General features: G+C 38.8%; 23 protein-coding genes. 10 read left to right on the top strand and 13 right to left on the bottom strand.

The window, feature by feature from the left end:
* Window positions 1-3: 3 nt before the first annotated feature.
* The 5 genes from ACJJVM_RS11590 to ACJJVM_RS11570 form a co-directional block, all read right to left on the bottom strand.
* Complete coding sequence (locus ACJJVM_RS11590; protein ID WP_405211763.1) at window positions 4-738, bottom strand: rhomboid family intramembrane serine protease; 735 nt, start codon at window positions 736-738, stop codon at window positions 4-6.
* Window positions 739-741: 3 nt separating this feature from the next.
* Window positions 742-2,625 carry a DNA mismatch repair endonuclease MutL gene (gene mutL / locus ACJJVM_RS11585; RefSeq protein ID WP_405211762.1) on the bottom strand — a complete coding sequence of 628 codons (1,884 nt, stop codon included), beginning with the start codon at window positions 2,623-2,625 and terminating at the stop codon, window positions 742-744.
* A gap of 14 nt (window positions 2,626-2,639) precedes the next feature.
* The gene (locus tag ACJJVM_RS11580; protein ID WP_298347827.1) at window positions 2,640-2,927 is read right to left on the bottom strand and encodes a riboflavin synthase subunit beta; all 288 of its coding nucleotides are present in this window, start codon (window positions 2,925-2,927) and stop codon (window positions 2,640-2,642) included.
* 125 nt (window positions 2,928-3,052) lie between these two features.
* Complete coding sequence (gene ribH, locus ACJJVM_RS11575; protein WP_405211761.1) at window positions 3,053-3,550, bottom strand: 6,7-dimethyl-8-ribityllumazine synthase; 498 nt, start codon at window positions 3,548-3,550, stop codon at window positions 3,053-3,055.
* Between the two features lie 62 nt (window positions 3,551-3,612).
* Entirely contained in the window at window positions 3,613-4,398 is a 786-nt protein-coding gene (locus ACJJVM_RS11570; protein WP_405211760.1) for a tetratricopeptide repeat protein, read from the bottom strand.
* Between the two features lie 143 nt (window positions 4,399-4,541).
* On the opposite strand from ACJJVM_RS11570, the gene recF reads away from it, so the two are divergent.
* Genes recF through ACJJVM_RS11555 form a run of 3 tightly spaced genes read left to right on the top strand, consistent with a single transcriptional unit; the run spans window position 4,542 to window position 6,391 of the window.
* Complete coding sequence (gene recF / locus ACJJVM_RS11565; RefSeq protein ID WP_035325278.1) at window positions 4,542-5,633, top strand: DNA replication/repair protein RecF; 1,092 nt, start codon at window positions 4,542-4,544, stop codon at window positions 5,631-5,633.
* 48 nt (window positions 5,634-5,681) lie between these two features.
* Window positions 5,682-6,098, top strand: coding sequence for a hypothetical protein (locus ACJJVM_RS11560; RefSeq protein WP_405211759.1), 417 nt, complete (start codon window positions 5,682-5,684; stop codon window positions 6,096-6,098).
* Window positions 6,098-6,391, top strand: a complete 294-nt coding sequence (locus ACJJVM_RS11555; protein WP_035325280.1) for a DUF721 domain-containing protein — start codon at window positions 6,098-6,100, stop codon at window positions 6,389-6,391. The genes ACJJVM_RS11560 and ACJJVM_RS11555 overlap by 1 nt, the downstream gene beginning before the upstream one ends.
* A 78-nt stretch (window positions 6,392-6,469) precedes the next feature.
* Here ACJJVM_RS11555 and argS read toward each other — a convergent pair whose 3' ends face one another.
* Entirely contained in the window at window positions 6,470-8,248 is a 1,779-nt protein-coding gene (gene argS, locus ACJJVM_RS11550) for an arginine--tRNA ligase (RefSeq protein ID WP_405212207.1), read from the bottom strand.
* Between the two features lie 181 nt (window positions 8,249-8,429).
* Between argS and ACJJVM_RS11545 the strand changes: the two genes are divergently transcribed.
* Both ACJJVM_RS11545 and ACJJVM_RS11540 read left to right on the top strand, forming a co-directional pair.
* On the top strand, window positions 8,430-8,861 hold the full coding sequence (locus ACJJVM_RS11545) for a hypothetical protein (protein ID WP_405211758.1): 432 nt from the start codon (window positions 8,430-8,432) through the stop codon (window positions 8,859-8,861).
* 3 nt (window positions 8,862-8,864) lie between these two features.
* Window positions 8,865-10,301 (top strand): SDR family oxidoreductase, encoded by a 1,437-nt coding sequence (locus ACJJVM_RS11540; RefSeq protein ID WP_405211757.1) that lies wholly within the window; start codon window positions 8,865-8,867, stop codon window positions 10,299-10,301.
* A gap of 252 nt (window positions 10,302-10,553) precedes the next feature.
* On the opposite strand, the gene ACJJVM_RS11535 is transcribed toward ACJJVM_RS11540, so the two are convergent.
* The 5 genes from ACJJVM_RS11535 to trkA form a co-directional block, all read right to left on the bottom strand.
* On the bottom strand, window positions 10,554-10,961 hold the full coding sequence (locus ACJJVM_RS11535) for an Rrf2 family transcriptional regulator (RefSeq protein WP_035325284.1): 408 nt from the start codon (window positions 10,959-10,961) through the stop codon (window positions 10,554-10,556).
* 14 nt (window positions 10,962-10,975) lie between these two features.
* On the bottom strand, window positions 10,976-11,917 hold the full coding sequence (gene ctlX, locus ACJJVM_RS11530; RefSeq protein ID WP_405211756.1) for a citrulline utilization hydrolase CtlX: 942 nt from the start codon (window positions 11,915-11,917) through the stop codon (window positions 10,976-10,978).
* 151 nt (window positions 11,918-12,068) lie between these two features.
* The gene (locus ACJJVM_RS11525) at window positions 12,069-13,043 is read right to left on the bottom strand and encodes a YpdA family putative bacillithiol disulfide reductase (RefSeq protein ID WP_299151027.1); all 975 of its coding nucleotides are present in this window, start codon (window positions 13,041-13,043) and stop codon (window positions 12,069-12,071) included.
* Window positions 13,043-14,539, bottom strand: coding sequence for a TrkH family potassium uptake protein (locus tag ACJJVM_RS11520; RefSeq protein ID WP_035325287.1), 1,497 nt, complete (start codon window positions 14,537-14,539; stop codon window positions 13,043-13,045). Before ACJJVM_RS11520 ends, ACJJVM_RS11525 begins: the two co-directional genes overlap by 1 nt.
* A 5-nt stretch (window positions 14,540-14,544) precedes the next feature.
* Entirely contained in the window at window positions 14,545-15,894 is a 1,350-nt protein-coding gene (trkA, locus tag ACJJVM_RS11515) for a Trk system potassium transporter TrkA (RefSeq protein ID WP_298347818.1), read from the bottom strand.
* A gap of 247 nt (window positions 15,895-16,141) precedes the next feature.
* Between trkA and ubiE the strand changes: the two genes are divergently transcribed.
* On the top strand, window positions 16,142-16,870 hold the full coding sequence (gene ubiE, locus ACJJVM_RS11510; RefSeq protein ID WP_405212205.1) for a bifunctional demethylmenaquinone methyltransferase/2-methoxy-6-polyprenyl-1,4-benzoquinol methylase UbiE: 729 nt from the start codon (window positions 16,142-16,144) through the stop codon (window positions 16,868-16,870).
* 4 nt (window positions 16,871-16,874) lie between these two features.
* A complete protein-coding gene (locus ACJJVM_RS11505) occupies window positions 16,875-17,579 on the top strand; it encodes a porin family protein (protein ID WP_405211755.1) in 705 nt (234 codons plus the stop codon).
* Window positions 17,580-17,589: 10 nt separating this feature from the next.
* On the opposite strand, the gene ACJJVM_RS11500 is transcribed toward ACJJVM_RS11505, so the two are convergent.
* Window positions 17,590-18,330, bottom strand: coding sequence for an RNA methyltransferase (locus tag ACJJVM_RS11500; RefSeq protein WP_405212203.1), 741 nt, complete (start codon window positions 18,328-18,330; stop codon window positions 17,590-17,592).
* Window positions 18,331-18,368: 38 nt separating this feature from the next.
* Between ACJJVM_RS11500 and ACJJVM_RS11495 the strand changes: the two genes are divergently transcribed.
* The 3 genes from ACJJVM_RS11495 to accD all read left to right on the top strand — a co-directional run bounded on the left by ACJJVM_RS11495 (window position 18,369) and on the right by accD (window position 23,229).
* Window positions 18,369-20,939 (top strand): BamA/TamA family outer membrane protein, encoded by a 2,571-nt coding sequence (locus ACJJVM_RS11495; RefSeq protein ID WP_405211754.1) that lies wholly within the window; start codon window positions 18,369-18,371, stop codon window positions 20,937-20,939.
* 181 nt (window positions 20,940-21,120) lie between these two features.
* Entirely contained in the window at window positions 21,121-22,188 is a 1,068-nt protein-coding gene (gene fbaA / locus ACJJVM_RS11490; RefSeq protein ID WP_405211753.1) for a class II fructose-bisphosphate aldolase, read from the top strand.
* Window positions 22,189-22,371: 183 nt separating this feature from the next.
* A complete protein-coding gene (gene accD / locus ACJJVM_RS11485; protein WP_405211752.1) occupies window positions 22,372-23,229 on the top strand; it encodes an acetyl-CoA carboxylase, carboxyltransferase subunit beta in 858 nt (285 codons plus the stop codon).
* A gap of 85 nt (window positions 23,230-23,314) precedes the next feature.
* Here accD and ACJJVM_RS11480 read toward each other — a convergent pair whose 3' ends face one another.
* Window positions 23,315-24,292, bottom strand: a complete 978-nt coding sequence (locus ACJJVM_RS11480) for a polyprenyl synthetase family protein (protein ID WP_405211751.1) — start codon at window positions 24,290-24,292, stop codon at window positions 23,315-23,317.
* Window positions 24,293-24,383: the final 91 nt, after the last annotated feature.

The following is a 24,383-nucleotide window of genomic DNA, read 5'->3' as shown; positions in this document are numbered from 1 at the left end:
ACTTTAATACTTTCCTAAGCCTTGTCTTTTCCAGTAGAACATCATTATAAAACCAAATAACGCACCACCTAAGTGCGCCCAGTTTGCAATGTTTGCCCCAAATATTGAGAACCCTGTAACACCAGAAAATAAATCTATCCCTACTAAGATAGGTATAAAGTACTTTGCTTTAATAGGTACAGGTATAAATAGCAGCCCTAGTGACGCGTTAGGAAATAACATACCAAACGCTACGAGCACACCCATTATTGCGCCAGAAGCTCCTACTGCTGGAACAGAAAATGACTCATAAAGCGATTGTGCAGTCTCTCTAGGTATTCTCTCACTAAAAGAGCCACTAGTAAGAATATCAGTAATATCTTGGGCATTAAACCCTAAAGCCATTATAGCCTCACTCGCATTATTGAAGTGGTAGTAATTAACCAATGTGTGTATCAAAGCGGCTCCAAGACCTGCTGAGAAATAAAAGAATATAAAGCGTTTTTGTCCTAGAGCATTTTCTATAGGACTCCCAAACATCCATAAAGCATACATATTAAATGCTATATGCATAGGGCTTGACAAGTCGTGCATAAACATATGCGTAAGTGGTTGCCATACCTGCCAGCTAGGATTTTCGACAAACCACAATGCAAATAATTGCATTGCTGGGTCTGGTTTTATAATAAACAATGACCCTAAGTAAAAGATCACATTTACTATTAATAATATCTTAACCGTTTCTGTGATTCTTCCCATAGGTTATTTAAATTTTCTATCAAGATCATCACCTGTGATGGTGATAAATGTTTTCTTGTTAGTAGGCGATATACTAGGTTCTTTACAAGCAAAGAGACTATTTACTAGGTGTTCTCTAGAAAGGCTGTCTAGCGTTTCTCCTCCTTTTACCGCGAGGCTTTTTGCCATACTCTTTGCAAGTGTGTCTGTCTGGCTAAAACCGCTGTCTGGCACCTCGTTTTCTAAATCACTAAGTAATTGATCTATGACAACTGGCACTTGACTTTCCGTTATAGAAGTAGGGATACCGTTTATTTCTAAAATATCTCCGCTTATGAGACCAAAGATAAAACCTGTATTCTCCAGTCCTTCTTTAAGCTCTTCTATTAAAGCAAGCTCTGTTGTGGAATATGTAAGCGTCAACGGAAATAACAATTGCTGACTCACAGATTCTTTTACTGTTATATTACGCAAAAACTCTTCATACAGGACGCGCTGGTGCGCCTTATGTTGGTCTATGATCACCATACCACTCTTAATGGTACTTACGATGTATTTTTTATTGAGTTGGTATGTAGAAGATTCGTCTTGAGTGCCTGCTGTCGAAGCTATAGGTGCAGCTGCTTTTGTATTAAGACCGCTCTCAAACATATTACCCGTACTCACTTCCTTCTCAAAAGTCACGGTACTACCTGCAGTTGCTTGCGACTCCATTCCCTCATACATCTTCTCCCAGCCCGTTACGTCTGGCTTCTCATAGTCGTCGGGGCGCTGTGCTCCTCTTTTTGGCGCAGGAACGCTCTCAAAGGGATTAAATGTGCGATCTACCTCAATCTTAGGAGTTACCACTCCTTTATTTTTGTAATCATAAGGCGTATCGAGCTCGCTATCTCTATTAAAATCAAGCACAGGTGCAATACTAAACTGGCCTAAGCTATGCTTTATGGTACTACGTAACATCGCATATAAAGCGTGCTCGTCGTCAAATTTTATTTCGGTCTTTGTAGGGTGTATGTTTATATCAATAGTAGCTGGGTCTACCTTGAGGTATAAAAAGTAACTTGCTCTCGCTCTATCTGGAAGTAGTCCATCAAAGGCTGCCGTTACCGCGTGATTTAAGTAAGCACTTTTTATAAATCGATCATTTACAAAGAAAAACTGCTCACCACGCGTCTTTTTTGAAAACTCAGGTTTTACTACAAACCCATTTATGGTAAGTATATCTGTCTCCTCTTGCACGGGAACTAACTTCTCATTAGTCTTCCCGCCAAAAATGCCAACAATACGTTGTTTTAAATTCCCTTTTGGTAATTGAAAAAGCTCCCCCTCGTTATGATACATTGCAAAAGCAATATCAGGGTGTGCTAGTGCCACACGCTGAAACTCATCTATCACGTGACGCAACTCAACACTATTTGATTTTAAAAAATTACGACGTGCTGGTATGTTAAAAAAGAGATTCTTTACCGCAAGTGAGGTGCCCTTAGGCGTGGCACATACCTCTTGGGTAATAATCTTACTACCTTCTATCTCTATATGTGTACCCACCTCTGCTCCTTCTGGGCGTGTCTTAAGTGCCACGTGAGCGACGGCTGCTATTGAGGCAAGCGCCTCTCCTCTAAAACCTTTTGTATTAAGGTTAAATAAATCATCTGCCGTGGTAATCTTTGAGGTAGCGTGACGTTCAAAACTCATACGAGCATCTGTATCACTCATACCCTTACCATCATCTATAATCTGGATAAGTGTCTTACCTGCATCTTTTACGATAAGCTTTATAGAAGATGCTCCTGCGTCTATGGCATTTTCAAGTAATTCTTTAACCACAGATGCTGGGCGTTGCACAACTTCTCCCGCAGCGATCTGGTTTGCTACGTGATCGGGTAAGAGTTTTATAATGTCTGCCATTAGGACCTACTACTTTATAGAGGGTTGGTAAAGATGGATAAATCAAAATCTATTATCCAGAGAAAGAGAAAAATCAAAATGAGTACAATAAAAAATATAGTGCGGTTATAACCTCCCTTTCGGTTTTCTTGAAGTTCATCCCAAGCGGTTGTAAACTTCTTCTTTAAACCTTTATTATAAGTTAAGGTCTTACGATGCTCATCAAAGCGGCCTTCCATCTTAAAAGGACTCCCTTCTTTATCGCTATTGTAATAGCGAGGCTCGTAGCTATACTTCTTATTTGTGCGTTTTACAAATCCCATAATATTGTTATTTCAAATATACGATTTCGTATCCAAAAAGCATACCGAATTTATACTCGCTATGCGTTAAAGAGATTTGTTTTTGGGGTAAGTACGCTTTCGCGAAAGCGTAAAACTTCTACGTATTAAAACTTTGCGTCTTTACGTAATTGTGCCATTTTTATAGCTGCAATAGCGGCTTCTGTACCTTTATTACCGTGCTCCCCACCACTACGAGCTCTAGATTGCTCAATATTATTATCTGTAAGTACACAGAAAATAACAGGAATATCCTGCTGAATGTTAAGGTCTTTAATGCCTTGAGTAACGCCCTCACATACAAAGTCAAAATGCTTAGTTTCACCTTGTATCACAGTACCTATAACCATTATAGCATCTAGCATATCATACGCCTGTGTCATTTTTTTTGCTCCATAGATGAGCTCAAAAGCGCCTGGCACGTTCCAGCGTACAATGTTATCGTTTATAGCGCCACAATCTTTAAGCGCATCAAATGCTCCTTGAAAAAGTCCTTCTGTAATCTCATCATTCCACTCAGAAACAACAATCCCAAACTTGAAATCTTTCGAGTTTGGGATGGTTGTTTTATCATAGACAGAGAGGTTGTTACCTACTGTTGCCATAATATTATATTTTAAAAGTTATACACTAAAGTTACAATTAACTTTAAGAATACCTTCTTTTATTAATTTCCTGCTTGTGCTCTACCTAGGTATAAATCTACCTGGTTTGCATACTCAGAAGCTCCATACTCTTCTTTTACCTTTGTAAGGTACTTTACAGCAGCATCCATCTTACCTAAGTCTATTGCAGTAACTCCTGCTTTAAATAAGAAACGTGGAGTTGTAAAATCGTTTGCATTAAGTCCTGCTGCTTTCTCGTAGTACCCTAGAGCCTCTTCTGGTTGACCTAGTTGCATAAATGCATCACCTATCGCTCCTTTTGCAAGTGGCGCAAGCATCTGATCGTCTGATGAGAAGTCTTGCAGGTGAGAGATTGCTTTCTGATAATCTTTTACCTCAAGGTATGACATCCCTGCATAGTAGTTTGCTAGGTTTCCTGCTGCAGTACCACCGTAGTTATCTGCCACATCTAGAAGACCGTACTTACCATTCTTTCCTTCTAGAGCCACCATATATAGTGAATCTTTTACAGAAGTATTAGTCGCCTCTAGTGCAGTAGTAAAGCTATCTTGAGCTAGTACAAGCTCATTTGCCGCTTCTGCCTCTGCAGGTTCTGCCACAAATTTATTGTAAGCTAGATATAATAAAGCAATTACAAGAACACCTACTATAATACCTATTACTGGCTTTTGATTTTTTTCAAACCACTCCTCTGCTTTATTTGCCCCTTCGTCTAGTGATCCAAAAACCTCTGCAGTTGTACTCTCGCTATCGTCTATAAACTCTTCAACTTCTTCCTTTACGGGCTTTGTTTTCGGTTTATATCCTCTTTTATTATATGTTGCCATATTTCGTCGTTTATTAGTCGGGCAAAAATATAATATTTATTGAATTATGAAAGGGAAATTAATGCTTAATTTTGAAGACCTAATAAGCAATATTACTAGATGTTTACCGCTTTCGCGAAAGCGCGCCACACCTACCCCACCCTATGATCTTAAAATCGCTCTCTCTTATTAACTATAAAAACTTTGAGTCAAAGGCCTTTACCTTTGATGCAAAAATTAATTGTTTTGTTGGAAATAACGGCGTGGGGAAGACAAATGTGCTCGATGCGATTTACCACCTTTCTTTTGGGAAAAGCTACTTTAATCCCGTCACAAGTCAAAACATAAATCACAATGCAGACTTCTTTGTAATAGATGGGTTATATAAAAAAGAAGAACGAGATGAGAAGGTTGTAGTAAGTGCAAAAAAAGGCCAGAAGAAGGTCATAAAACGCAATGCAAAAATATATGACCGCTTTGCAGATCACATAGGTTTTTTACCGCTAGTTATTATCTCTCCGGCAGATAGAGACCTCATCACAGAAGGCAGTGACACCCGCCGTAAATTTATAGATGGTGTTATCTCACAAAGTGACAAAAGCTATCTTTCTGACCTACTAGGCTACTCAAAAATACTATCGCAACGCAACGCCCTGCTTAAATACTTTGCAGCAAATAATACATTTAATGCAGATACGCTTGCTGTATATAACGAGCAACTAGAAGGTTTTGGCACTCCTATTTTTGAAAAAAGACAGCAGTTTTTAGAGCGCTTTGCACCTATTTTTAATGAGCGATACAAAGCCATAAGTGGCGATACAGAAAATGTAACCCTTACTTATAACAGCTCACTAAGTACAATGCCGCTCAAGCACTCACTTACTAATGCGCTAGCAAAAGATCGCTCTCTACAATATACAAGCGTGGGAATACACAAAGACGACCTACAGTTTGAGATAAATGGCCACCCTGTAAAGAAATTTGGCAGTCAAGGGCAACAAAAATCGTATCTCATCGCGCTCAAGCTTGCGCAGTTTGATTTTATAAAGCAAGAAAGTGGTACTACACCGCTATTATTGCTAGATGATATTTTTGACAAGCTAGATGAAAACCGTGTGCAGCATATCATCGAGCTAGTAAACACAAACGACTTTGGCCAGCTGTTTATAAGTGACACCCACCCGGAACGCACAGAAAATGTGGTAAAAAAAATACACCAGAGTTATGAGCTTTTTCATCTAGAACGAGCACAATAAGCTGTTGTTTTTATCGTAATTTGCAGTACTCATTATTAGAACACTTACGTGAAAAAACTAGTTTATACCTTTCTCGCCCTCCTCATTTTGAGCTGTAGCTCATCACCGCAAGAAAAACTTGCACACATAAACGGTTACTGGGAAATTGCCGCTATAGAGATGCCAGACGGCACCTCAAGAACTTATGGAATGAGTCAAAATATTGACTTTTTTGAAATAAATGAAGACGGCACTGGCGTACGTAAAAAAGTACAACCTAATGCGCTAGGAGAGTTTATCACATCAAACGATAGCGAGAACATCAATACAATTATAGAAGATGATATTCTTATACTATCATATACCACAGCTTTAGACAGCTGGCAAGAAACTGTAAAAAAAGCTAGCAAAGAAGAGCTCATTCTTATTAATAAAGACGATATTATTTATAAATACCGTAGATATCAACCCCTTATCATAGAGTAATGGCAAAAAGAAACGCAGACCCAATTTCTATAAGTCAAGCGCTGGGAGAATTTGTAGAAAAAAACAAACTAAGCAAAGGTATGGACAAAGTAGATGTCACAGCCGCTTGGTACAAGCTCAATCCAGCATTTGAGACATATACTACTTCTATACGTTTTGACAGAGAGACACTCTTTGTAAACCTAAGCTCTTCTGTTTTTAGGGAAGAACTCTCTTATGGTAAAGAAAAAATACGCACAATGCTTAATGAGGAATTAGGCCGTGAGGTTATAAAAAAACTCATCTTGAGATAACAACAAGCTACATTCTAGCATAAAAAAATGCGAGACTATTGTCTCGCATTTTTTGTTTCCTATTTCCAGTACTAAGGACTACATACGCTCTGGAACGTCTATTCCTAATAATCCAAAGGCACTCTCTATTACCTGCCCTACTTCTTTACTAAGCGCTACTCTAAAGCTTTGGTCTGCCACGTTATCTGTACCAAGAATCTGCACCTGCTGGAAGAATGAGTTATACTCTTTTACCAAATCATAGGTGTAGTTTGCAATAATAGCTGGGCTCTTCTGGGCCGCGGCAAGCTGTATCGTTGCTGGATAGTCTTGTACAAGCTTAATAAGCTCCTTTTCTTTAGGGTGTAAATCTCTAGCTCCCTCAACACTTGCAGGAACATTAAGCTCCTTAGCCTTGCGTAATATGGCTTGTATACGAACGTATGTATATTGTATAAATGGCCCCGTATTTCCTTGAAAATCTACAGACTCCTTAGGGTCAAAAAGAATTCTCTTTTTTGGGTCTACTTTAAGGATGTAGTATTTAAGAGCTCCCAGACCTATCGTTTTATATAGCGACTTCTTCTCCTCATCTGTATATCCATCTAGCTTACCTAGCTCCTCAGAGATTTCTCCTGCGGTAGCGGCTACTTCATTTATAAGATCATCTGCATCTACTACGGTACCTTCACGAGACTTCATCTTTCCAGAAGGAAGGTCTACCATACCATAACTAAGGTGAAAAAGATTTTCTGCCCAGTCGTATCCTAGTTTTTTAAGTATCAAGAATAACACTTGAAAGTGATAATCTTGCTCGTTTCCTACTGTGTAAATCATACCACCTACATCTGGATGGTCTTTTACACGTTGTATCGCAGTACCTATATCCTGCGTCATATATACTGCAGTACCATCTGCACGCAACACAATCTTTCTATCTAGACCATCTTCTGTAAGGTCACACCATACAGAGCCGTCTGGATCTTTTTCAAAAACGCCTTTTTTAAGACCTTCTTCTATATTGTCTTTTCCTAGTAGGTAGGTGTTACTCTCGTAGTAGTAGCTATCAAAATCTACTCCTATATTTTTATAAGTTACTTCAAAACCGTCATACACCCACTGGTTCATCTTTTTCCATAGTGCAACAGTCTCTGCATCTCCCGCTTCCCACTTGCGTAGCATCTCTTGGGCTTCAAGTAATAAAGGAGCTCCTTTTTTTGCTTCCTCCTCGCTCTTACCTTGAGCAACCAGCGCAGCTACTTCTTTTTTATATTCTTGGTCAAACTTTACATAGTAATTACCGACTAATTTATCTCCTTTAAGACCTGTAGACTCTGGAGTCTCTCCGTTACCATAACGCTCCCAAGCCAGCATAGACTTACAGATATGAATCCCACGGTCATTAATGATTTGAGTTTTATAAACTTTAGAACCTGCTGCCTTAATAATTTCTGACACAGAGTATCCTAATAACACGTTACGTACGTGACCTAGGTGAAGTGGCTTATTTGTGTTAGGCGAAGAGTATTCTACCATTACCGCTTTACCAGCTTCTGGTGTTTTTCCAAAATTTTCGGTGGCTTGTATCTCTGCAAAGGCGTTCATATAAAACGCATCTGCTACTACTAAGTTTAAGAAACCTTTTACTACATTAAAAGCAGTAATCTCTTCAACTTGTGCTACGAGGTACTCTCCTATTTGTGTTCCTATCTGTACTGGGTTTCCTTTTACAACACGTAACATAGGAAAAACCACTACTGTGATATCTCCTTCAAATTCTTTGCGAGTTGCTTGAAATTCGACAGCTGGAAGTGCAGCGTTATAAATTTCGGCAACAGCGGCTTTTACGTGAGTTTCTATAGTAGATTGTAACGACATAGGATCTTGATAGTTGAAAATATAATGAGACTTATTGCGCTTTCGCGAAAGCGTAATTATAACCACGCCTGTGCTGCACATTTTTAAGTCTTAAAGTGTCTAAAAATATGGCACAAATATATGTGAAAATTGAAAGAGCGCATAGAGAAACACTAGCGAAACTCGTATCTTTAAAAGAAAAATGCTTCTTAACGTATCTTACAACAATCCTGATGTAAAACGCAAAATTAATCAAGAAGTAGGCGAGCCCTACAGATTGCGCGAGCGCATCAAACAAGGTGGCATAGGTATAGGTCACCTTGTCATTACAGAATCTAGCATACAGATCCAGAATTTTCTTGCTCTAGATAAATATCGCAATAAGTGCAATATAGAGCTTAGACCCCAAGGTATCATTGTAGGTTTTAGAGCCTTACTAGACAGCTATGCACTAGTAATTCCTTACTGGAAACTTAACCTTTACAAAGGTCGAGCAGAGGAGTATAGCATCTATAGAGATAATTATTTTATCAAAATTGAGGCTAAGGCAAAAGATAAAAAAGTACACAATTTTATGAAGCGCATACTTGACCAAAAGGCATCACAAGCACCTACTAATATTGAGGATCTATAGATTATGAAAATACTACTTACAGGTGCAAATGGCTATATTGGGATGCGATTACTCCCTATGCTACTCGAGGCAAATCACGAGGTGGTATGTGTGGTGCGCAACGAGGCGCGACTGTCTGTGAGTAAGAAAGTAAAGGAACAGATTACAATAGTTGAAATTGACTTTCTAGACAATCCAGATAAGAGTAAATTACCACAAGATATTGATGCAGCTTATTATCTTTTGCACTCTATGAGCTCGAGCACATCAGATTTTGATGAGAAGGAAGAGCTCTCTGCGCTTAACTTTAACACCTACCTAGCTGCTACTCACTGCAAGCAAGTCATCTATCTAGGGGGCATTGCAAATGATGAAAACTTAAGTAAACACCTACGCTCTCGTCAAAATGTAGAGACCACTTTACAAAAAGGTGAAGCGGCACTCACTGTACTTAGGGCAGGGATCATAGTAGGCTCTGGGAGCTCTTCTTTTGAGATTATAAGAGATTTATGTGAGAAGCTACCTGTGATGATTACCCCAAAATGGGTACAGACCAAGTGCCAGCCTATAGCTATACGCAATGTGATACAATATCTCACCGGCGTTTTAGGCAATGAAGAAACATACCATAATCAATATGATATAGGTGGTCCAGATGTATTGAGCTACAAAGAGATGATGCAACGTTATGCAAAAGTGCGCAACTTGCGTTTATACATATTTACGGTACCCGTAATGAGCCCTAAGATATCTTCATACTGGTTATATTTTATCACCTCAACATCTTATAAACTGGCACTTAACCTTGTAGACAGTATGAAGGTAGAGGTCATCTCAAATGACACACGACTTCAAGAAATATTAAATATCACTCCCATTAGCTATGAGGTAGCTATTGATTTGGCTTTCGCCAAAATTGAACAAAATCAAGTAGCCAGCTCTTGGAAAGATAGCCTTGTAAGTGGAAGAATTAAGACCAATCTTGATGATTATATACAAGTACCCAGTTTTGGATGTCTTAAGGACAAGCAAACCATAAAACTCAAAAACAGAGATCTTGCTCTTAAAAATATCTGGGCAATAGGTGGCGATAGAGGATGGTATTATGGTGACTGGATGTGGAAGATAAGAGGCTATATAGACAAGCTTGTGGGAGGTGTAGGCCTGCGTCGCGGAAGAACACATCCTGACAAAATTTTTACCGGCGATGTACTAGACTTCTGGAGGGTGTTACTTGCAAATCAAGATGAGCCTAGATTATTACTCTTTGCAGAAATGCGGGTACCTGGAGAGGCCTGGCTTGAGTTTACAATAGATGATAATGATGTACTGCACCAGACGGCAACCTTTAGACCAAGAGGTATTTTTGGCAGACTATACTGGTATAGTATGCTACCCTTTCACTACTTTATTTTTGGTGGGATGATAAGAAACATTGCTACAAAGCGATTTGAGCAATAAAAAAAGGCGAACCAGAACGTGTATTATCTGAGAGATAAATTCGGTCGCTTTTTAAATCCTACTAAAAAAAATTACCCGTACTGTTTTACCAGTTAATTTTAAAAGTGAAAACTACAAACACTTATAAAATTGCTTCTCTCAATACATTATTCTAGAACGCCTATATGTGATAAATATAATGCGTTATTCTCTAATTTCCTACACTTTAGATACCGATTCGTGTGAATTTAATACACTTTTACACAAAATCGTTTAAATAAGATCTATAAGTGATTTATTTTCTAATACTTTTAAGGTCTGGTCTCTTACTTCTATCATAAGTATATGAAGACTACACTCCTCTTCTTTAGGACAATCATCACAATGCTCATAAAAGTTAAGACTCACACAAGGCAATAACGCAATAGGCCCCTCTAGCGTGCGTATCACAGATGATATCTTTATATCTTCTGGTTTTTTAATAAGGTAGTATCCGCCACCTTTGCCTTTTTTACTACCTAGGTAGCCCGCTTTACGCATAGAAAGTAAAATACTCTCCAGAAACTTTTTTGAGATATTTTCAGAATCTGCGATTTCTTGTATAAGCACTGTTGTATTCTCTGGCTTTTTTGCTAGAAAAGTGAGTGCCTTTAATCCGTATTTTGTTTTTCGCGAAAGCATAATACGAATATACTTTATTCTTCCTTAGGAAGAAACACCTCTGCCATCATACATCTTGCACTACCTCCTCCACAAGTTTCTATCGTACTTAAGTCGCTACTTAAAATCTCACAGTGCTTTTCTATCTTATTAACTTGATCCTTAGTAAGGCTCTGGTGTGCATCTGCACTCATCACTAGGTACTTCTTATCATCTGCTCCAAGTACCTGTAACATATTACCTGCAAAGTGATGCATTTGCTCTTCTGTGATAGTTATCACTTGCTTACCCGTTTCTTTTAAGTGTTTGAGCACATTTTTACGCTCCTTTTTATCATCTATAGTATCAAGACAGATTACACAAAACTCCTCTGCAAGACACATCATCACGTTAGTGTGATAAATAGGTAATCTCTTACCATCTACCGTTTGGTTTGCAGTAAACACGACTGGTGTGTACTCAAAATCTTCACAAAACTCTATAAACAAACTCTCGTCTGCTCTTGCAGATAAGGCGCAGTAAGCACGCTCGTTCTGGCGGTCCATAAGAATACTACCTGTACCTTCCAGAAAAACATCTTCATCTTCTGCCTCTGTGTAGTCTACAATATTGTTAATAGTAAATCCTTCACTTTCTAGCCTTGCAAGAACTTCTTCTCTGCGTTCTCTTCTTCTATTTTCGGCAAACATAGGGTACAGGGCTACATTACCACTTTCGTGAAAAGATACCCAGTTATTTGGAAAGACAGAATCTGGAGTGTTCCCTTTTATATCATCATTTTCAACAATAACGTTTACACCCACGGCGCGCAGCTTTGCAACAAAGTCATCAAACTCTTGCTGTGCTTTTGTATTGATCTCATCATTTTTAAGACTTATATCTTCTTGAAAATAATTATTAACCGCCGTCTCCTCATTCATTCTAAACTGAACAGGACGTATCATTAAAATTGTATTTGTAATTTGTCGTGATGCCATAGCTTACCTCGTGTATGATATTTTTATAAGTAGTGGTGAATATAAAAACTATATCGATTGCGAATTTAGTCGAGAATTTGAGGAATACCTATCTCTTTTTGACTTTTTTATTACCAAAAAATCACCCTAAAAATAACTGGGTTTATGTGTCTTAAAGTTTAGTAATAAGATCATCTATAATCATATCGCCGTGCTCACGTGTATTCTCTATAAAGAGTTTACTTGTGCGCATTCCTGCAGCAATTACCCCAGCAACATATACACGTTCTAGTGGCGTTTCTAGCGTCTCTTCATTATGAATAGGTGTGCGTGTCTCGTCATCTGTAACAGGCAGGCCTAACTTTTCAAACAAGGTATAATCTGGCTTGTAGCCTATCATTGCGAGTACGAAGTCATTTTCTAAGACGACCTTCCCATCTGGAGTATTTAAAACTACAGTAGACGGTGTTATTTCTTTTACTGTGGTATTAAAGTAAGCCTTTATGGAGCCTTCTTTAATTCGGTTTTCAATGTTAGGCTTGATCCAGTATTTGGTTTTTTCATACAGGCCTTCCCCACGTATTGCCATTGTCACCTCTGCATTTTTGTAGTAGGTTTCTAGCGCAACATCACAGGCAGAGTTTGCAGCTCCCACCACAAGTATTTTTTGATCTACATATGGGTGCGGACTGTCATAAAAGTGTTTTACCTTAGGTAGGTCTTCTCCGGGTACGCCTAGTGTGCGAGCGACATCATAAAAACCGGTGGATACTATAACCGCTTTCGCGAAAGCGTTACCCTTATCTGTCTCAATCTCATATCCGCCATCTTTAGGCGTCATTTTCTGTACCTGAGTATAGAGTTTTAATCTTAGTTTCCAGGTGTCTTGCACTCTTCTATAATACTCAAGCGCCTCCTTACGAGTAGGCTTATCTGTATGTGATACAAAAGGAACGCGACCTATTTCTAGCAACTTTGAGGTACTAAAAAAAGTCATATTTTCTGGATACCTGTAGATGGTATTTACGAGCACTCCCTTTTCTACAATAAGGTAATTAAGTCCTTTTTTATGGGCTGCAATACCGCAGGCAAGACCTATAGGACCTGCGCCTATTATTATAAGATCGTATGGTGATTGTGCAAACATTATCTATTTCTCCAGAAAAATGGTGTTAATAAAATAAGTACGGTAAAAAGTTCTAGACGTCCTATGAGCATTAAGAATGCCATCCACCACTTTGCTCCTATAGGTAACCACCCGTAACTATCTACAGGACTTAACCCTCCAAAGGCTGGACCTACATTACCTAGTGCAGATGCAGATCCTCCTAGGGCTGTTCTAAAGTCAAGTCCCATCGAGGCTAGTACACTTGCGCCTATAATCCAAGAGAGCATATATAGTATAAAGAATGCAAGGATGTTAAATATAATAGAACGATCTACAGATTTTGCATTGTAGCGCACTGGTAGTATTGCGTTAGGGTGCAGTGTTCTTTTAAACTCTACTATAGCATTACGTATGGTAAGTAGGTGGCGCACAACTTTAATACCTCCAGATGTTGACCCTGCAGATCCACCTAAGAACATAAGTCCGAAGAAAATAACGGTAAGAAAAGGTGTCCACATTGTGTAGTCTGCCGTGACAAATCCTGTTGTTGTGATAACTGCTAGCACTTGAAACAACCCGTGACGAAAAGCAGCTTCTGCCTTACCCCACACCATAGGGTGTTCTATTGTAGACAGACTAAGGTCTGCATTAAAATACATTACTAATGACACTAAAATCCCAAAGCCAAAAACAAAAGCCATATAAAGTCTAAACTCCTCATCCTTTAAAATCTTCTGGATTTTACCCTTAAATGCAAAATAGCTTAATACGAAGTTTGTACCCGCTAGAAGCATAAAGAACGTTATGATGTACTGTATAACTGGCTTATCATTCCAGTAAGCTACACTTGCATTTTTTGTAGAAAATCCGCCAGTTGAGAGTGTACTCAATGCGTGGTTTACCGCATCAAAAAATGACATACCAGCCAGCTTAAGCAAGATGGTTTCAATCACTGTAAAGCTTACGTAAATTAGCCAGAGACGTTTTGCCGTATCAGTAATTCTAGGGTGTAACTTATCTGCACTAGGTCCTGGAGCTTCAGCTGCAAAGAGCTGCATCCCTCCTATACCTAGCAGTGGCAGTATGGCAATAGCAAGTACGATGATACCCATACCCCCTATCCAGTGCGTGGTAGAGCGCCAGAAGAGAATACTCTTAGGCAACGCTTCTATATCTGTAAGTATGGTGGCACCTGTTGTGGTATACCCACTTATAGTCTCAAAAAAGGCATTTGCTACGCCTGGTATAGCTCCCGTAAAAAGATAAGGCAACATACCACTAAGTGACATAAATAGCCACCCAAAGGTCACAATAATATATCCTTCTCGTTTTTTTACAATTTTCTCGTGCCCACGTGTCATAAACATAAGCAACGTACCGGCAAATGCAGTAAGCAATGCCGCTGCCGAGACTTCTAGACCTACGCCATCTTTTGCAAGAAAACTTACAAGTGCTGCAATGAGCATAAAGCCGCCATTAAAAAGCAGCAATAATCCCATTAAGTGAAATATAATCTTGTAATTAAGTTTTGGCATTGGGGCTAGATAAACATTTCTTCTACCTTTTTAATAGATCTAGGTAAACAGCATACTACTACACGGTCACCCTTTTCTATTCTAAAAGCACCTAAGGCTATAAGACCTTGATTATTTCTTACTACTCCTGCTATAGTCGCACTTCTAGGGAAGTCTATGTCTCGTATACGTTTCCCCTGTACCTCAGAAGAGTCCTTTACAATAAACTCTAGTAGCTCTGCATTCATATTATTGAGCTTAGTCATTGCTACTACCTCTCCTTTACGGATGTATCTAAAGATATTATTTGCAGCTAGTAGCTTTTTATTGATAAGGGTATCAATACCTATACTCTGTGAGAGCTGGAAGTAATCCATATTCTCAACCAGGGCTATAGTTTTTTGTACTCCTTTTGACTTAGCAACCAGACACGACATAATATTAGTCTCACTATCTCCTGTTACAGAGATAAAGGCATCCATATCGTGTATATTTTCTTCATCTAGTAGTTCTACATTACGACCGTCACCATTTATAACAAGAGCCTTGGGTAGTAAATCTGCTAGATCAATTGCTTTCTCACGGTTCTTCTCTACTAGTTTTACATTAAATCTATTACTACATAAATCTTTTGCAGTTTTTGACCCGATGTTACTACCGCCCAGTATCATAACATTTTTGATGTTTTGACGTATTTTACCAGTGAGCTTGTAAATCTCTTCTACACCGCCCTGCACCGTCACAAAATAAATATGATCACCTTCCTTAAAAACAGTATCACCTCTAGGGATCAATGTATATTGCGTTCCTTCTCGCTGTATCGCGATAGGCATAAAGTGTAACTCTGGAAAGATTTTTGCTGCCTCTTTTACACTTTTACCTACAAAAGATGCCGTACGTGATAAGGTAGTCCCTACCATAGTAAGTGCTCCATTATCAAACTCATAACTATCTGAAAAACCACTCTGGTTAAGTAGTAACTCAATCTCACTTGCCGCTAGACTCTCTGGAGAGATTAACTCATCAATCCCAAATTTCTGAAAGCCTGCCAGCTCCTTGTGCTCAATAAACTCTGTGTTAGATATACGAGCGATCGTGCGCTGTGCACCAAGCTGTTTTGCCAGTACACAAACCGTGATATTTGTAGTCTCGCTTGCGGTAACCGCGATGAGAAGATCTACTCCCTCAACTCGTGAGTCTTGTAGTATCGCAATAGAGGTTGCGTCCCCTTTTATAGTTCTGATATCTAGATGCGTGTCTGCATATGACAGACTCTCTCTATTAGTATCAATAAGGGTAATATCTTGAGATTCGTAAGAGAGTAATTTTGCTAAGTGAAACCCTACTTCTCCTGCTCCTGCAATGATTATTTTCATAAATGGATGTGCTCAAAAATGCGTACAAAGATACTACATAGGTGATGGATTAAAAAAATTGCAAGGGTTTATTGCCAGTTTGGAGGGCTTTGTAGGTGCGCTTTCGCGAAAAAAACGAACGGTATTCAAAATAACTAAGCATCTGGAGTTGAAACCCAGACCAAGACAAATAAGCTTTCGTCAAGAAGATAAAGGGGTTATGGATTATAATTTTTCGCGAAAGCGTTATCTTTGTAAAAAAATTGAAATGGCCAAAAAGGTAACCCCATATAAGTCTTCAGACCAGTCTAAAAAAGAGCAAGTAGAGCAAATGTTTGATAACATTTCTGGCGAGTATGACGGTCTTAACCGTGTGATCTCTTTTGGGATAGACGTAAAGTGGCGCAAGAAGGTGGTACAACTTGTGGCAGATACTAACCCAGATTCTATCCTTGACATTGCAACAGGTACAGGAGACCTCATTATTAATATGGCAAGTACAAATGCTAGCAAGCTAGTAGGACTTGACATCTCTGAAGGAATGCTATCTGTAGGCCGAAAGAAAATTGCTGCCAAAGAACTTGATGGCCGCATCGAGATGATGCAGGCAGATAGCGAGAATATGCCCTTTGAAGACCATACTTTTGATGCTATTACTGTAGCCTTTGGAGTACGTAATTTTGAAACATTAGAAAAAGGTCTAGCAGAGATACTACGCGTACTAAAGCCAGGAGGAATTTTTGTAATATTAGAAACCTCTGTCCCTACAAAAACACCTTTTAAGCAAGGATACAACTTCCACTCTAAAGTGATCTTACCTACTGTGGGCAAACTCTTTTCTAAAGACAAAAATGCTTACGGCTACCTGAGTGAAAGTGCGAATGCATTTCCTTTTGGAGAGGTACTCAACAATATTTTACGTAAAATTGGGTTTAAAGACGTGCAACATAAGCCACAAACCTTTGGCGTTGCAACAATTTACACGGCTACAAAATAATTTTATGCGCACATACATTGCTGTAATAGCACTTGTTTTAAGTTTTTCTTCGGTTAATGCTCAGTGGTTATCTAGACCCAGAGTTCAGAATGATCAAAACTTTGATAAAAAACCTATTTCTTGGGGATACTACTTTGGTGTAAACTCAATGGATTACAATTTTGATTATCAAAATGAGCAAGAAGACATACAGGTTGAAAAAACTGTAGGTTTTAATGTAGGCCTCATAGGTGACTTACGACTCTCTGAGTTTGTGAGTTTACGTACTGAACCAGGACTTATCTACACACAGCGTAATCTTATGTATGCGCCAGACCCACGTTTTGACAGTGAGGCAGACTTACTAAGAGAAGTACCTTCTACCTATATATACCTACCGCTTGCGCTTAAATTTAATACGAGAAGGCTTAATAATGTGCGCCCTTATGTGCAGTTTGGCGTAGCTACTGTAACTAACTTATCTAGTAATGAGGAGAATCCAGACGACAACTTTGCTGGACAGTTCCGTACAACCTCTAGTCCTTTCTTTTATGAGATGGCTATAGGTGTAGAATTATATCTCTACTACTTTAAATTTATACCTAGTATAAAAGGTGTTTTTGCCGCGTCTGACGAGTTAGTACGTGATAATAGACCCAACAGTCCTTGGACGGGTAATATTACAAAGATGCAAACCAGAGGTGTGTTCTTAAACTTCACCTTTCAGTAAGACCGCGCTACTACCCTCTTTTAAACTCACTTAAACAAATTGCCGTTGCCGTTGCTACGTTAAGACTTTCGGTAGCTTGTGTGATGCCAAATCTAGGTATAGCAACACGCTTTGTAACAAGCTGCTCGATACCTGTAGAGATTCCGTTTGCCTCGTTACCCATTACAATCACACCCTCTTGCGGCAGTGATGCTGCATAAATATTTTCTCCATCCATAAAGGTTCCAAATACGGGACGGTCTTCATTAGACAGATATGTATCAATATCTGTATAAATAATATCCACTCGCGTGAGCGAGCCCATTGTGGCCTGCACCACCTTAGGGTTATAACAATCTACAGTAGCCTTTGAGCACACCAGCTGCTTTATCCCAAACCAATCGCAAAGACGTATAATAGTACCCAGGTTACCAGGGTCACGTACATCATCTAGCACAACGGTAAGCCCAGACCTATCTATAGCTATTACTTCTGGCATTTTAAATGTTGCCACTGCCTTTTGTGCGGTTTTTAAAAAGGTGAGTTTCTTAAGCTCGGCTGGAGTTGCTTCATTTACTTTAGACTGGTCTTGGGGTGATAACGCTTTCGCGAAAGCGGAAACATCTTCCGTATGTAATTCTACAAGCTCTAGAGATGATAAAAGAAGTTCATTTACAACCTTAATACCCTCTGCAACGAAAACACCTTCGCGCTGGCGGTACTTTTTTTGCCCTAAACTCGTTATTCGTTTGATTGTATTTTTGCTTACCACGATTAAGATGTACTTTTGAAAATGATGAAAACGCCCTATTGAAAACAACTTGTACAAAAATATCACTATTTCTGGTAGTGGCACTCTTTCTGTTAGGTTGTAACGCAACAAAACGAGTTCCCGCAGATGGTCACCTCCTTACAGAAAACACTATTTATGATGGTGAAGATAAAGTAAGCGAGCCACGTCTTTACAATTACCTCTATCAAAAACCTAACACTAGGCTACCCCTCATAGGTACGCCCCTACGACTATACATTTATAATCTAGCAAGGCCTAATATAGATTCTATACTAGATGAACAACGTGCTGCAAGTGCAAACAGATATACCTTCTGGGAGCGCGTACTTTCTGAAAAGCAAGTAGAAGCCGTGCGTAATTTTAAAAAGAATTTTAATAATGGTATTAAAAAGACTGGCGAAGCACCAGCCATCGTCACAGAAGCCATTACCGAAAAATCTGCACAACGCCTTACTGCGTATTATGTAAACAATGGCTATTTTAATGCTAACGTATCTTATGATATTAAGAAAGACAGCAACCAGCGAGCATCTATAGATTACAAGGTAAAGAAGGGCAACCCCTACTTTTTAGATAGTATTACCCCTATCATTGCTTCTCCGGTAGCAGATTCTATTTATTATGTACATAAAGACGAGTCTGTACTAAAACCAGGAGAGCGATATGCCACAGCAAATATTAATGCAGAGACACAACGCCTTACAGAGCTTTTTAGAAACAACGGGCTCTATCATTTTGAGTCTGATTATATACGTCTAGTAGGTGACACCGTTAAAACAAATCACAAGGCAAATCTTGAATATATTATAGACAACCCTACAGAGACTGTAAATGACTCTACGTATGAGGTTCCTTTTAAAGTGCACAAAGTATCTAGCGTAAACATCATCACAGATTATAGTTATGAGAACCGCAATAAAACTTTTAACGACTCTCTTATAAGTGATAGCTTTAATATCTATGCTTATGATAAAATAAACTATAGACCTAAAGCACTTACAGACATTATCCCCCTTAAGCCTGGCACTATCTACCGCGATATAGACCGCATACAGAGTTTGAGCAGGTTGAGTAGGCTTGGTACATTTAAATACCCGAGTATCTCATACATCGAAGACCCGGCAGACAGTACACGTTCTGATCTCATAGCGAGCATACGACTCACCCCGCTAGAAAAATATAAGCTTAGGGCAGATTTTGATGTCTCTACCTCAAATATTCAAGACTTTGGGATTGCTGGTTTTGGATCGCTATTAATTCGTAATATCTTTAGAGGAGCAGAAACACTTGAAATCTCTGGTCGTGGAAGTGTAGGAGCATCTGATGATGCGGCAAATCCAGATGATAGTTTTTTTAATATCTCTGAGATAGGTGCAGATATGCGTCTCACCTTCCCACGTATATTTTTTCCTTTTAACACTAATAAATGGATACCTGCAGAGTGGCAACCTAACACCCGTTTTAACCTAGGTGTAGGCATACAACAAAATATAGGTCTAGATAAACAAACTGTGAGCGGTAGTCTAACATATAACTGGAGCCCCTCTTGGAAAAGATCTTTTAGCGTAGATCTTGTAAATGCACAATATGTGCGTAACCTCAACCCAGATAACTATTTTAACATCTACAGAAATAGTTATGATGATTTAAACAGCATAGCTCAAAACAATCAGGCAGATGTAAATCCAGCATACTTCACCACAGATGCTAGTGGCGAGGTAAATCTCTCTATCCCTTTTGGCGCAGAGCAGTTTATAAATGATGTGGATAATGGCGCTTCAGGCAGCATCGCCCAAGGCGATGTAGATGATATACAAGCCATAGGAGAGCGTCAAGAAAGACTTACTGAGGATAACCTTATTGTATCTCTTAACATATCACATATATATGACAATAGAGAAAACCTGTTTGATGAGACATTCAGCCGTTTTAGAACACGTATCGAGCTTGCGGGAAATGCGCTAGCGCTCGCTGGTAACATTGCAAACACAAGTAGAAATGAAGATGGTAACAAAAGCCTCTTTGGTGTAGTATACTCACAGTATGTAAAGACAGAGCTAGACTACTCTCGTCACTGGGACTTAGGTAATAATAATATCATCGCCGCAAGAGCATTTGGTGGTATTGCCATTCCTTATGGCAACTCTGGGAGTATTCCTTTTATACGTAGTTTCTTTGGCGGTGGGTCTAATGATAACAGAGCCTGGAGAGCCTATGACCTGGGCCCAGGAAGCAGCGGTAGCCCCAATGAGTTTAATGAAGCAAATATGAAACTTGCTTTTAACTTGGAGTATCGTTTTGACCTCATAGGCCCTATAGAAGGTGCGCTCTTTACAGACGCTGGTAATATCTGGAACGTGTTTGATAATGTAGAAGATGAGGCCTCAAGATTTACTGGATTTGAGAGTTTACAAGAGCTAGCATTAGGTTCAGGTTTTGGATTGCGATGGGATTTTGACTTTTTTGCGCTTCGTTTTGACGTAGGTTTCAAAACCTACAACCCTGCAATTGCAGAGGGTGACAGATGGTTTACCCAGTACAACTTTTCAAATGCAGTATATAATGTGGGAATCAACTACCCTTTTTAAGCATTATAGCTAGCATAAAAATCTTACCGTAGTTACCTCACTTTAAATACCTGATGTGGTTGTTATTATGCTTTCGCGAAAGCGTAATTCTCCTAAAACGTTATCGTAGTAACCCACCTCTCAAGGACAATAAACGAGTAATATTTACTACTTTTACTACATAAAATTTTAAACTCATACAATGTCGCATTCTATAAAACCAGGTGTTGCCACAGGGCACGAAGTACAAGCAATTTTTAACTATGCAAAAGAGAAAGGCTTTGCCCTTCCTGCTGTAAATGTTATAGGGTCTAACAGTATAAACACTGTACTAGAAACTGCAGCTTCACTTAACGCCCCTGTAATCATACAGTTTTCTAACGGTGGTGCTCAGTTTAACGCTGGTAAAGGACTAAGCAATGAAAACCAGCAAGCAGCCGTACTAGGTGCTGTAGCTGGAGCAAAGCACGTACACGAGCTTGCAAAGGCATACGGAGCAACAGTTATTTTACACACAGATCACTGTGCAAAGAAGTTACTGCCTTGGATAGACGGTTTACTAGATGCTAGTGAGGCTTATTATAAGGAACACGGTCACTCTCTCTTCAGCTCTCATATGATAGATCTAAGTGAAGAGCCAATAGAAGAAAATATAGAAATCTGTAAAGGATATCTTGAGCGTATGGCAAAAATGGATATGACGCTCGAAATAGAACTAGGTATCACTGGTGGTGAAGAAGATGGTGTAGATAATAGCGATGTAGATGACTCAAAATTATATACACAACCAGAAGAAGTTGCTTATGCTTATGAAGAACTAAGCAAGGAAAGTAATCAATTTACTATCGCAGCAGCCTTTGGAAACGTACACGGAGTTTACAAGCCAGGTAATGTAAAGCTTACACCAAAAATTCTTAAAAACTCACAAGAGCATATTTCTGAAAAATATGGAAAAGAGCACAACCATATAGATTTTGTTTTTCACGGAGGAAGTGGCTCAACTGTAGAAGAAATACGCGAGGCTATAGGATACGGTACTGTAAAGATGAATATTGATACAGATTTACAGTATGCTACCGCAGAGGGTATACGTGATTACTTTGGAGAAAATGCCGAGTATCTTAAAACACAAATAGGAAACCCTACCGGTGATGATTCTCCTAACAAAAAGTTTTATGACCCACGCGTATGGTTACGCAAGGCAGAAGGAACAATGGGAGCACGTCTCAAAAAGGCTTTTGAAGACCTTAATAATATAGATACACTCTAGTAATCAATATATTATTACTTACAAAAAGGGATTATATCAAAATTGCTTGATATAATCCCTTTTACGTATTTTTACAGCTTATTATTTTGAATTTTTGAACGCTTACGCGAAAGGTTGATAACACACATAGACGCCTTTGCTAAGAATAACTAATATACCCTTAACCAAATTCAAACACCTTATATGGCTTGGTTTAAACGTAAAGACAAAGGAATACACACAGCAACAGAGGATAAAAAGGATACTCCTAAAGGACTCTGGTATAAATCACCTACTGGTAAAATAGTAGATACAGAAGAGCTAGAAAAAAACTTTTACATCTCTCCAGAAGATGGGTACCACGTACGCATAGGGAGTAATGAGTATTTTGAAATACTCTTTGATGATAACAAATACAAAGAGCTAGATGCAAAGCTTACCTCTAAAGATCCTCTAAAATTTGAAGACAAAAAGGCGTATGCAGATCGTCTAGTTGCCGCTCAAGAAAAGACTGGACTTAAAGATGCCGTGCGTACAGCTATAGGTAAATCAAAAGGTGCAGATCTAGTGATAGCCTGTATGGATTTTAGCTTCATAGGCGGGTCTATGGGAAGCGTTGTAGGAGAAAAGATTGCACGTGCTGCAGACTACTCTCTTAAAAATAACATCCCTTTTATGATCATCTCAAAATCTGGTGGTGCTCGTATGATGGAAGCTGCGCTTTCTCTTATGCAACTAGCAAAAACAAGTTCTAAACTTGCCCAACTAGCAGATGCTGGCATACCTTACATATCACTATGTACAGATCCTACCACTGGAGGAACAACTGCCTCTTTTGCAATGCTAGGAGACATTAATATCTCTGAGCCAGGAGCACTTATAGGCTTTGCTGGACCACGTGTGGTACGTGATACTACTGGTAAAGAATTACCAGAAGGCTTCCAGACTGCAGAGTTTGTACAAGAACACGGTTTCTTAGATTTTATAACACCTAGACAAGAACTTAAAGGTAAAATAAATCTCTACTTAGACCTTATTCTAAATAGACCAGTGAGAGCTTAATTCTCTTAATAAATAAAACAAAAGCGGCTCTGTGAGCCGCTTTTTATGTTTGTAGGCTTTACAAAACATAGAGTTTTTATAAGCATTACTTCTTTCTATCTATCACATAATTTACCATAAGCTCTAGCGAGTCACGATATACAGATTTAGGATAGGTCATAAGTATATCGAGCGCCTCTTGCTGTAACGTCTTCATTTTTGATATCGCATAATCGAGGCCGCCATTATTTTTTACAAAGGCAATTACTTCTTTTACACGCTTCTTATCTGTATTCTTATTTTTTATACTATTGATAAGCCAGTCCTTCTCTTTTTTTGAAACTGTATTAAGTACATATATAAGCGGTAAGGTCATTTTTTGTTCCTTAATATCAATACCTGTAGGCTTACCTATTTTTGCAGTACCATAATCAAAGAGGTCATCTTTTATTTGAAAAGCCATCCCTATGAGCTCTCCAAATTTATGCATACGCTTTACTTCCTTACCTTTTGCGTGAACGGCTTGAGCACCCATTGCACAGCAGGCCGCAATAAGTGTTGCAGTTTTTTGTCTAATAATCTCGTAGTACAACTCTTCGGTGATATCTAGTTTTCTTGCTTTTTCGATCTGGAGTAGTTCTCCTTCAGAAATTTCGCGTACAGCGACAGAGATAATTTGTAATAAATCTGTGTCACCATTATCTATAGAAAGGAGTAATCCTTTTGAAAATAAGAAATCACCCACTAATACAGCAATCTTATTTTTCCATAAAGCATTAAGTGAAAAGAAGCCGCGACGCATATTACTATCGTCTACCACATCATCGTGCACGAGGCTTGCCGTATGTATTAATTCTATAACAGAGGCGCCTCGATATGTACGATCATTTACCTCACCGTTATTCATCATTTTTGCAGTAAGAAAAACAAACATAGGCCGCATTTGCTTACCCTTACGATTTACGATATAGTGTGTGATACGATTAAGAAGCGCGACTTTAGAGCGCATAGAAAGGGCAAACTTTTCTTCAAAAAGCTCCATTTCATAGGCTATGGGTTCTTTAATTTGAGCTACTACTTTCATTATAGTAAAGATACCACTTACAAATAGGATTGTATTTATAAACTTATTGTATAGATAGTGTTAAATTTTCATTAAGAACCTATAATTTCTG

The organism is Dokdonia sp. Asnod2-E02 (assembly GCF_045063915.1).
GTDB lineage: Bacteria > Bacteroidota > Bacteroidia > Flavobacteriales > Flavobacteriaceae > Dokdonia.
The sequence above is the reverse complement of the archived record's forward strand: the minus strand, read 5'-3'. Positions and strand labels throughout refer to the sequence as shown.

Excerpts from the sequence above, each read along its gene's own strand:
- mutL (WP_405211762.1), bottom strand. The coding sequence starts at position 2,625 with ATGGCAGACATTATAAAACTCTTACCCGATCACGTAGCAAACCAGATC.
- ctlX (WP_405211756.1), bottom strand. The coding sequence starts at position 11,917 with ATGGCATCACGACAAATTACAAATACAATTTTAATGATACGTCCTGTT.
- recF (WP_035325278.1), top strand. The coding sequence starts at position 4,542 with ATGATCTTAAAATCGCTCTCTCTTATTAACTATAAAAACTTTGAGTCA.
- ACJJVM_RS11555 (WP_035325280.1), top strand. The coding sequence starts at position 6,098 with ATGGCAAAAAGAAACGCAGACCCAATTTCTATAAGTCAAGCGCTGGGA.
- ACJJVM_RS11520 (WP_035325287.1), bottom strand. The coding sequence starts at position 14,539 with ATGCCAAAACTTAATTACAAGATTATATTTCACTTAATGGGATTATTG.
- ACJJVM_RS11505 (WP_405211755.1), top strand. The coding sequence starts at position 16,875 with ATGCGCACATACATTGCTGTAATAGCACTTGTTTTAAGTTTTTCTTCG.
- argS (WP_405212207.1), bottom strand. The coding sequence starts at position 8,248 with ATGTCGTTACAATCTACTATAGAAACTCACGTAAAAGCCGCTGTTGCC.
- ACJJVM_RS11525 (WP_299151027.1), bottom strand. The coding sequence starts at position 13,043 with ATGTTTGCACAATCACCATACGATCTTATAATAATAGGCGCAGGTCCT.
- fbaA (WP_405211753.1), top strand. The coding sequence starts at position 21,121 with ATGTCGCATTCTATAAAACCAGGTGTTGCCACAGGGCACGAAGTACAA.
- ACJJVM_RS11570 (WP_405211760.1), bottom strand. The coding sequence starts at position 4,398 with ATGGCAACATATAATAAAAGAGGATATAAACCGAAAACAAAGCCCGTA.
- ribH (WP_405211761.1), bottom strand. The coding sequence starts at position 3,550 with ATGGCAACAGTAGGTAACAACCTCTCTGTCTATGATAAAACAACCATC.
- ACJJVM_RS11545 (WP_405211758.1), top strand. The coding sequence starts at position 8,430 with ATGCTTCTTAACGTATCTTACAACAATCCTGATGTAAAACGCAAAATT.
- ubiE (WP_405212205.1), top strand. The coding sequence starts at position 16,142 with ATGGCCAAAAAGGTAACCCCATATAAGTCTTCAGACCAGTCTAAAAAA.
- ACJJVM_RS11590 (WP_405211763.1), bottom strand. The coding sequence starts at position 738 with ATGGGAAGAATCACAGAAACGGTTAAGATATTATTAATAGTAAATGTG.
- accD (WP_405211752.1), top strand. The coding sequence starts at position 22,372 with ATGGCTTGGTTTAAACGTAAAGACAAAGGAATACACACAGCAACAGAG.
- ACJJVM_RS11540 (WP_405211757.1), top strand. The coding sequence starts at position 8,865 with ATGAAAATACTACTTACAGGTGCAAATGGCTATATTGGGATGCGATTA.
- ACJJVM_RS11580 (WP_298347827.1), bottom strand. The coding sequence starts at position 2,927 with ATGGGATTTGTAAAACGCACAAATAAGAAGTATAGCTACGAGCCTCGC.
- trkA (WP_298347818.1), bottom strand. The coding sequence starts at position 15,894 with ATGAAAATAATCATTGCAGGAGCAGGAGAAGTAGGGTTTCACTTAGCA.
- ACJJVM_RS11480 (WP_405211751.1), bottom strand. The coding sequence starts at position 24,292 with ATGAAAGTAGTAGCTCAAATTAAAGAACCCATAGCCTATGAAATGGAG.
- ACJJVM_RS11535 (WP_035325284.1), bottom strand. The coding sequence starts at position 10,961 with ATGCTTTCGCGAAAAACAAAATACGGATTAAAGGCACTCACTTTTCTA.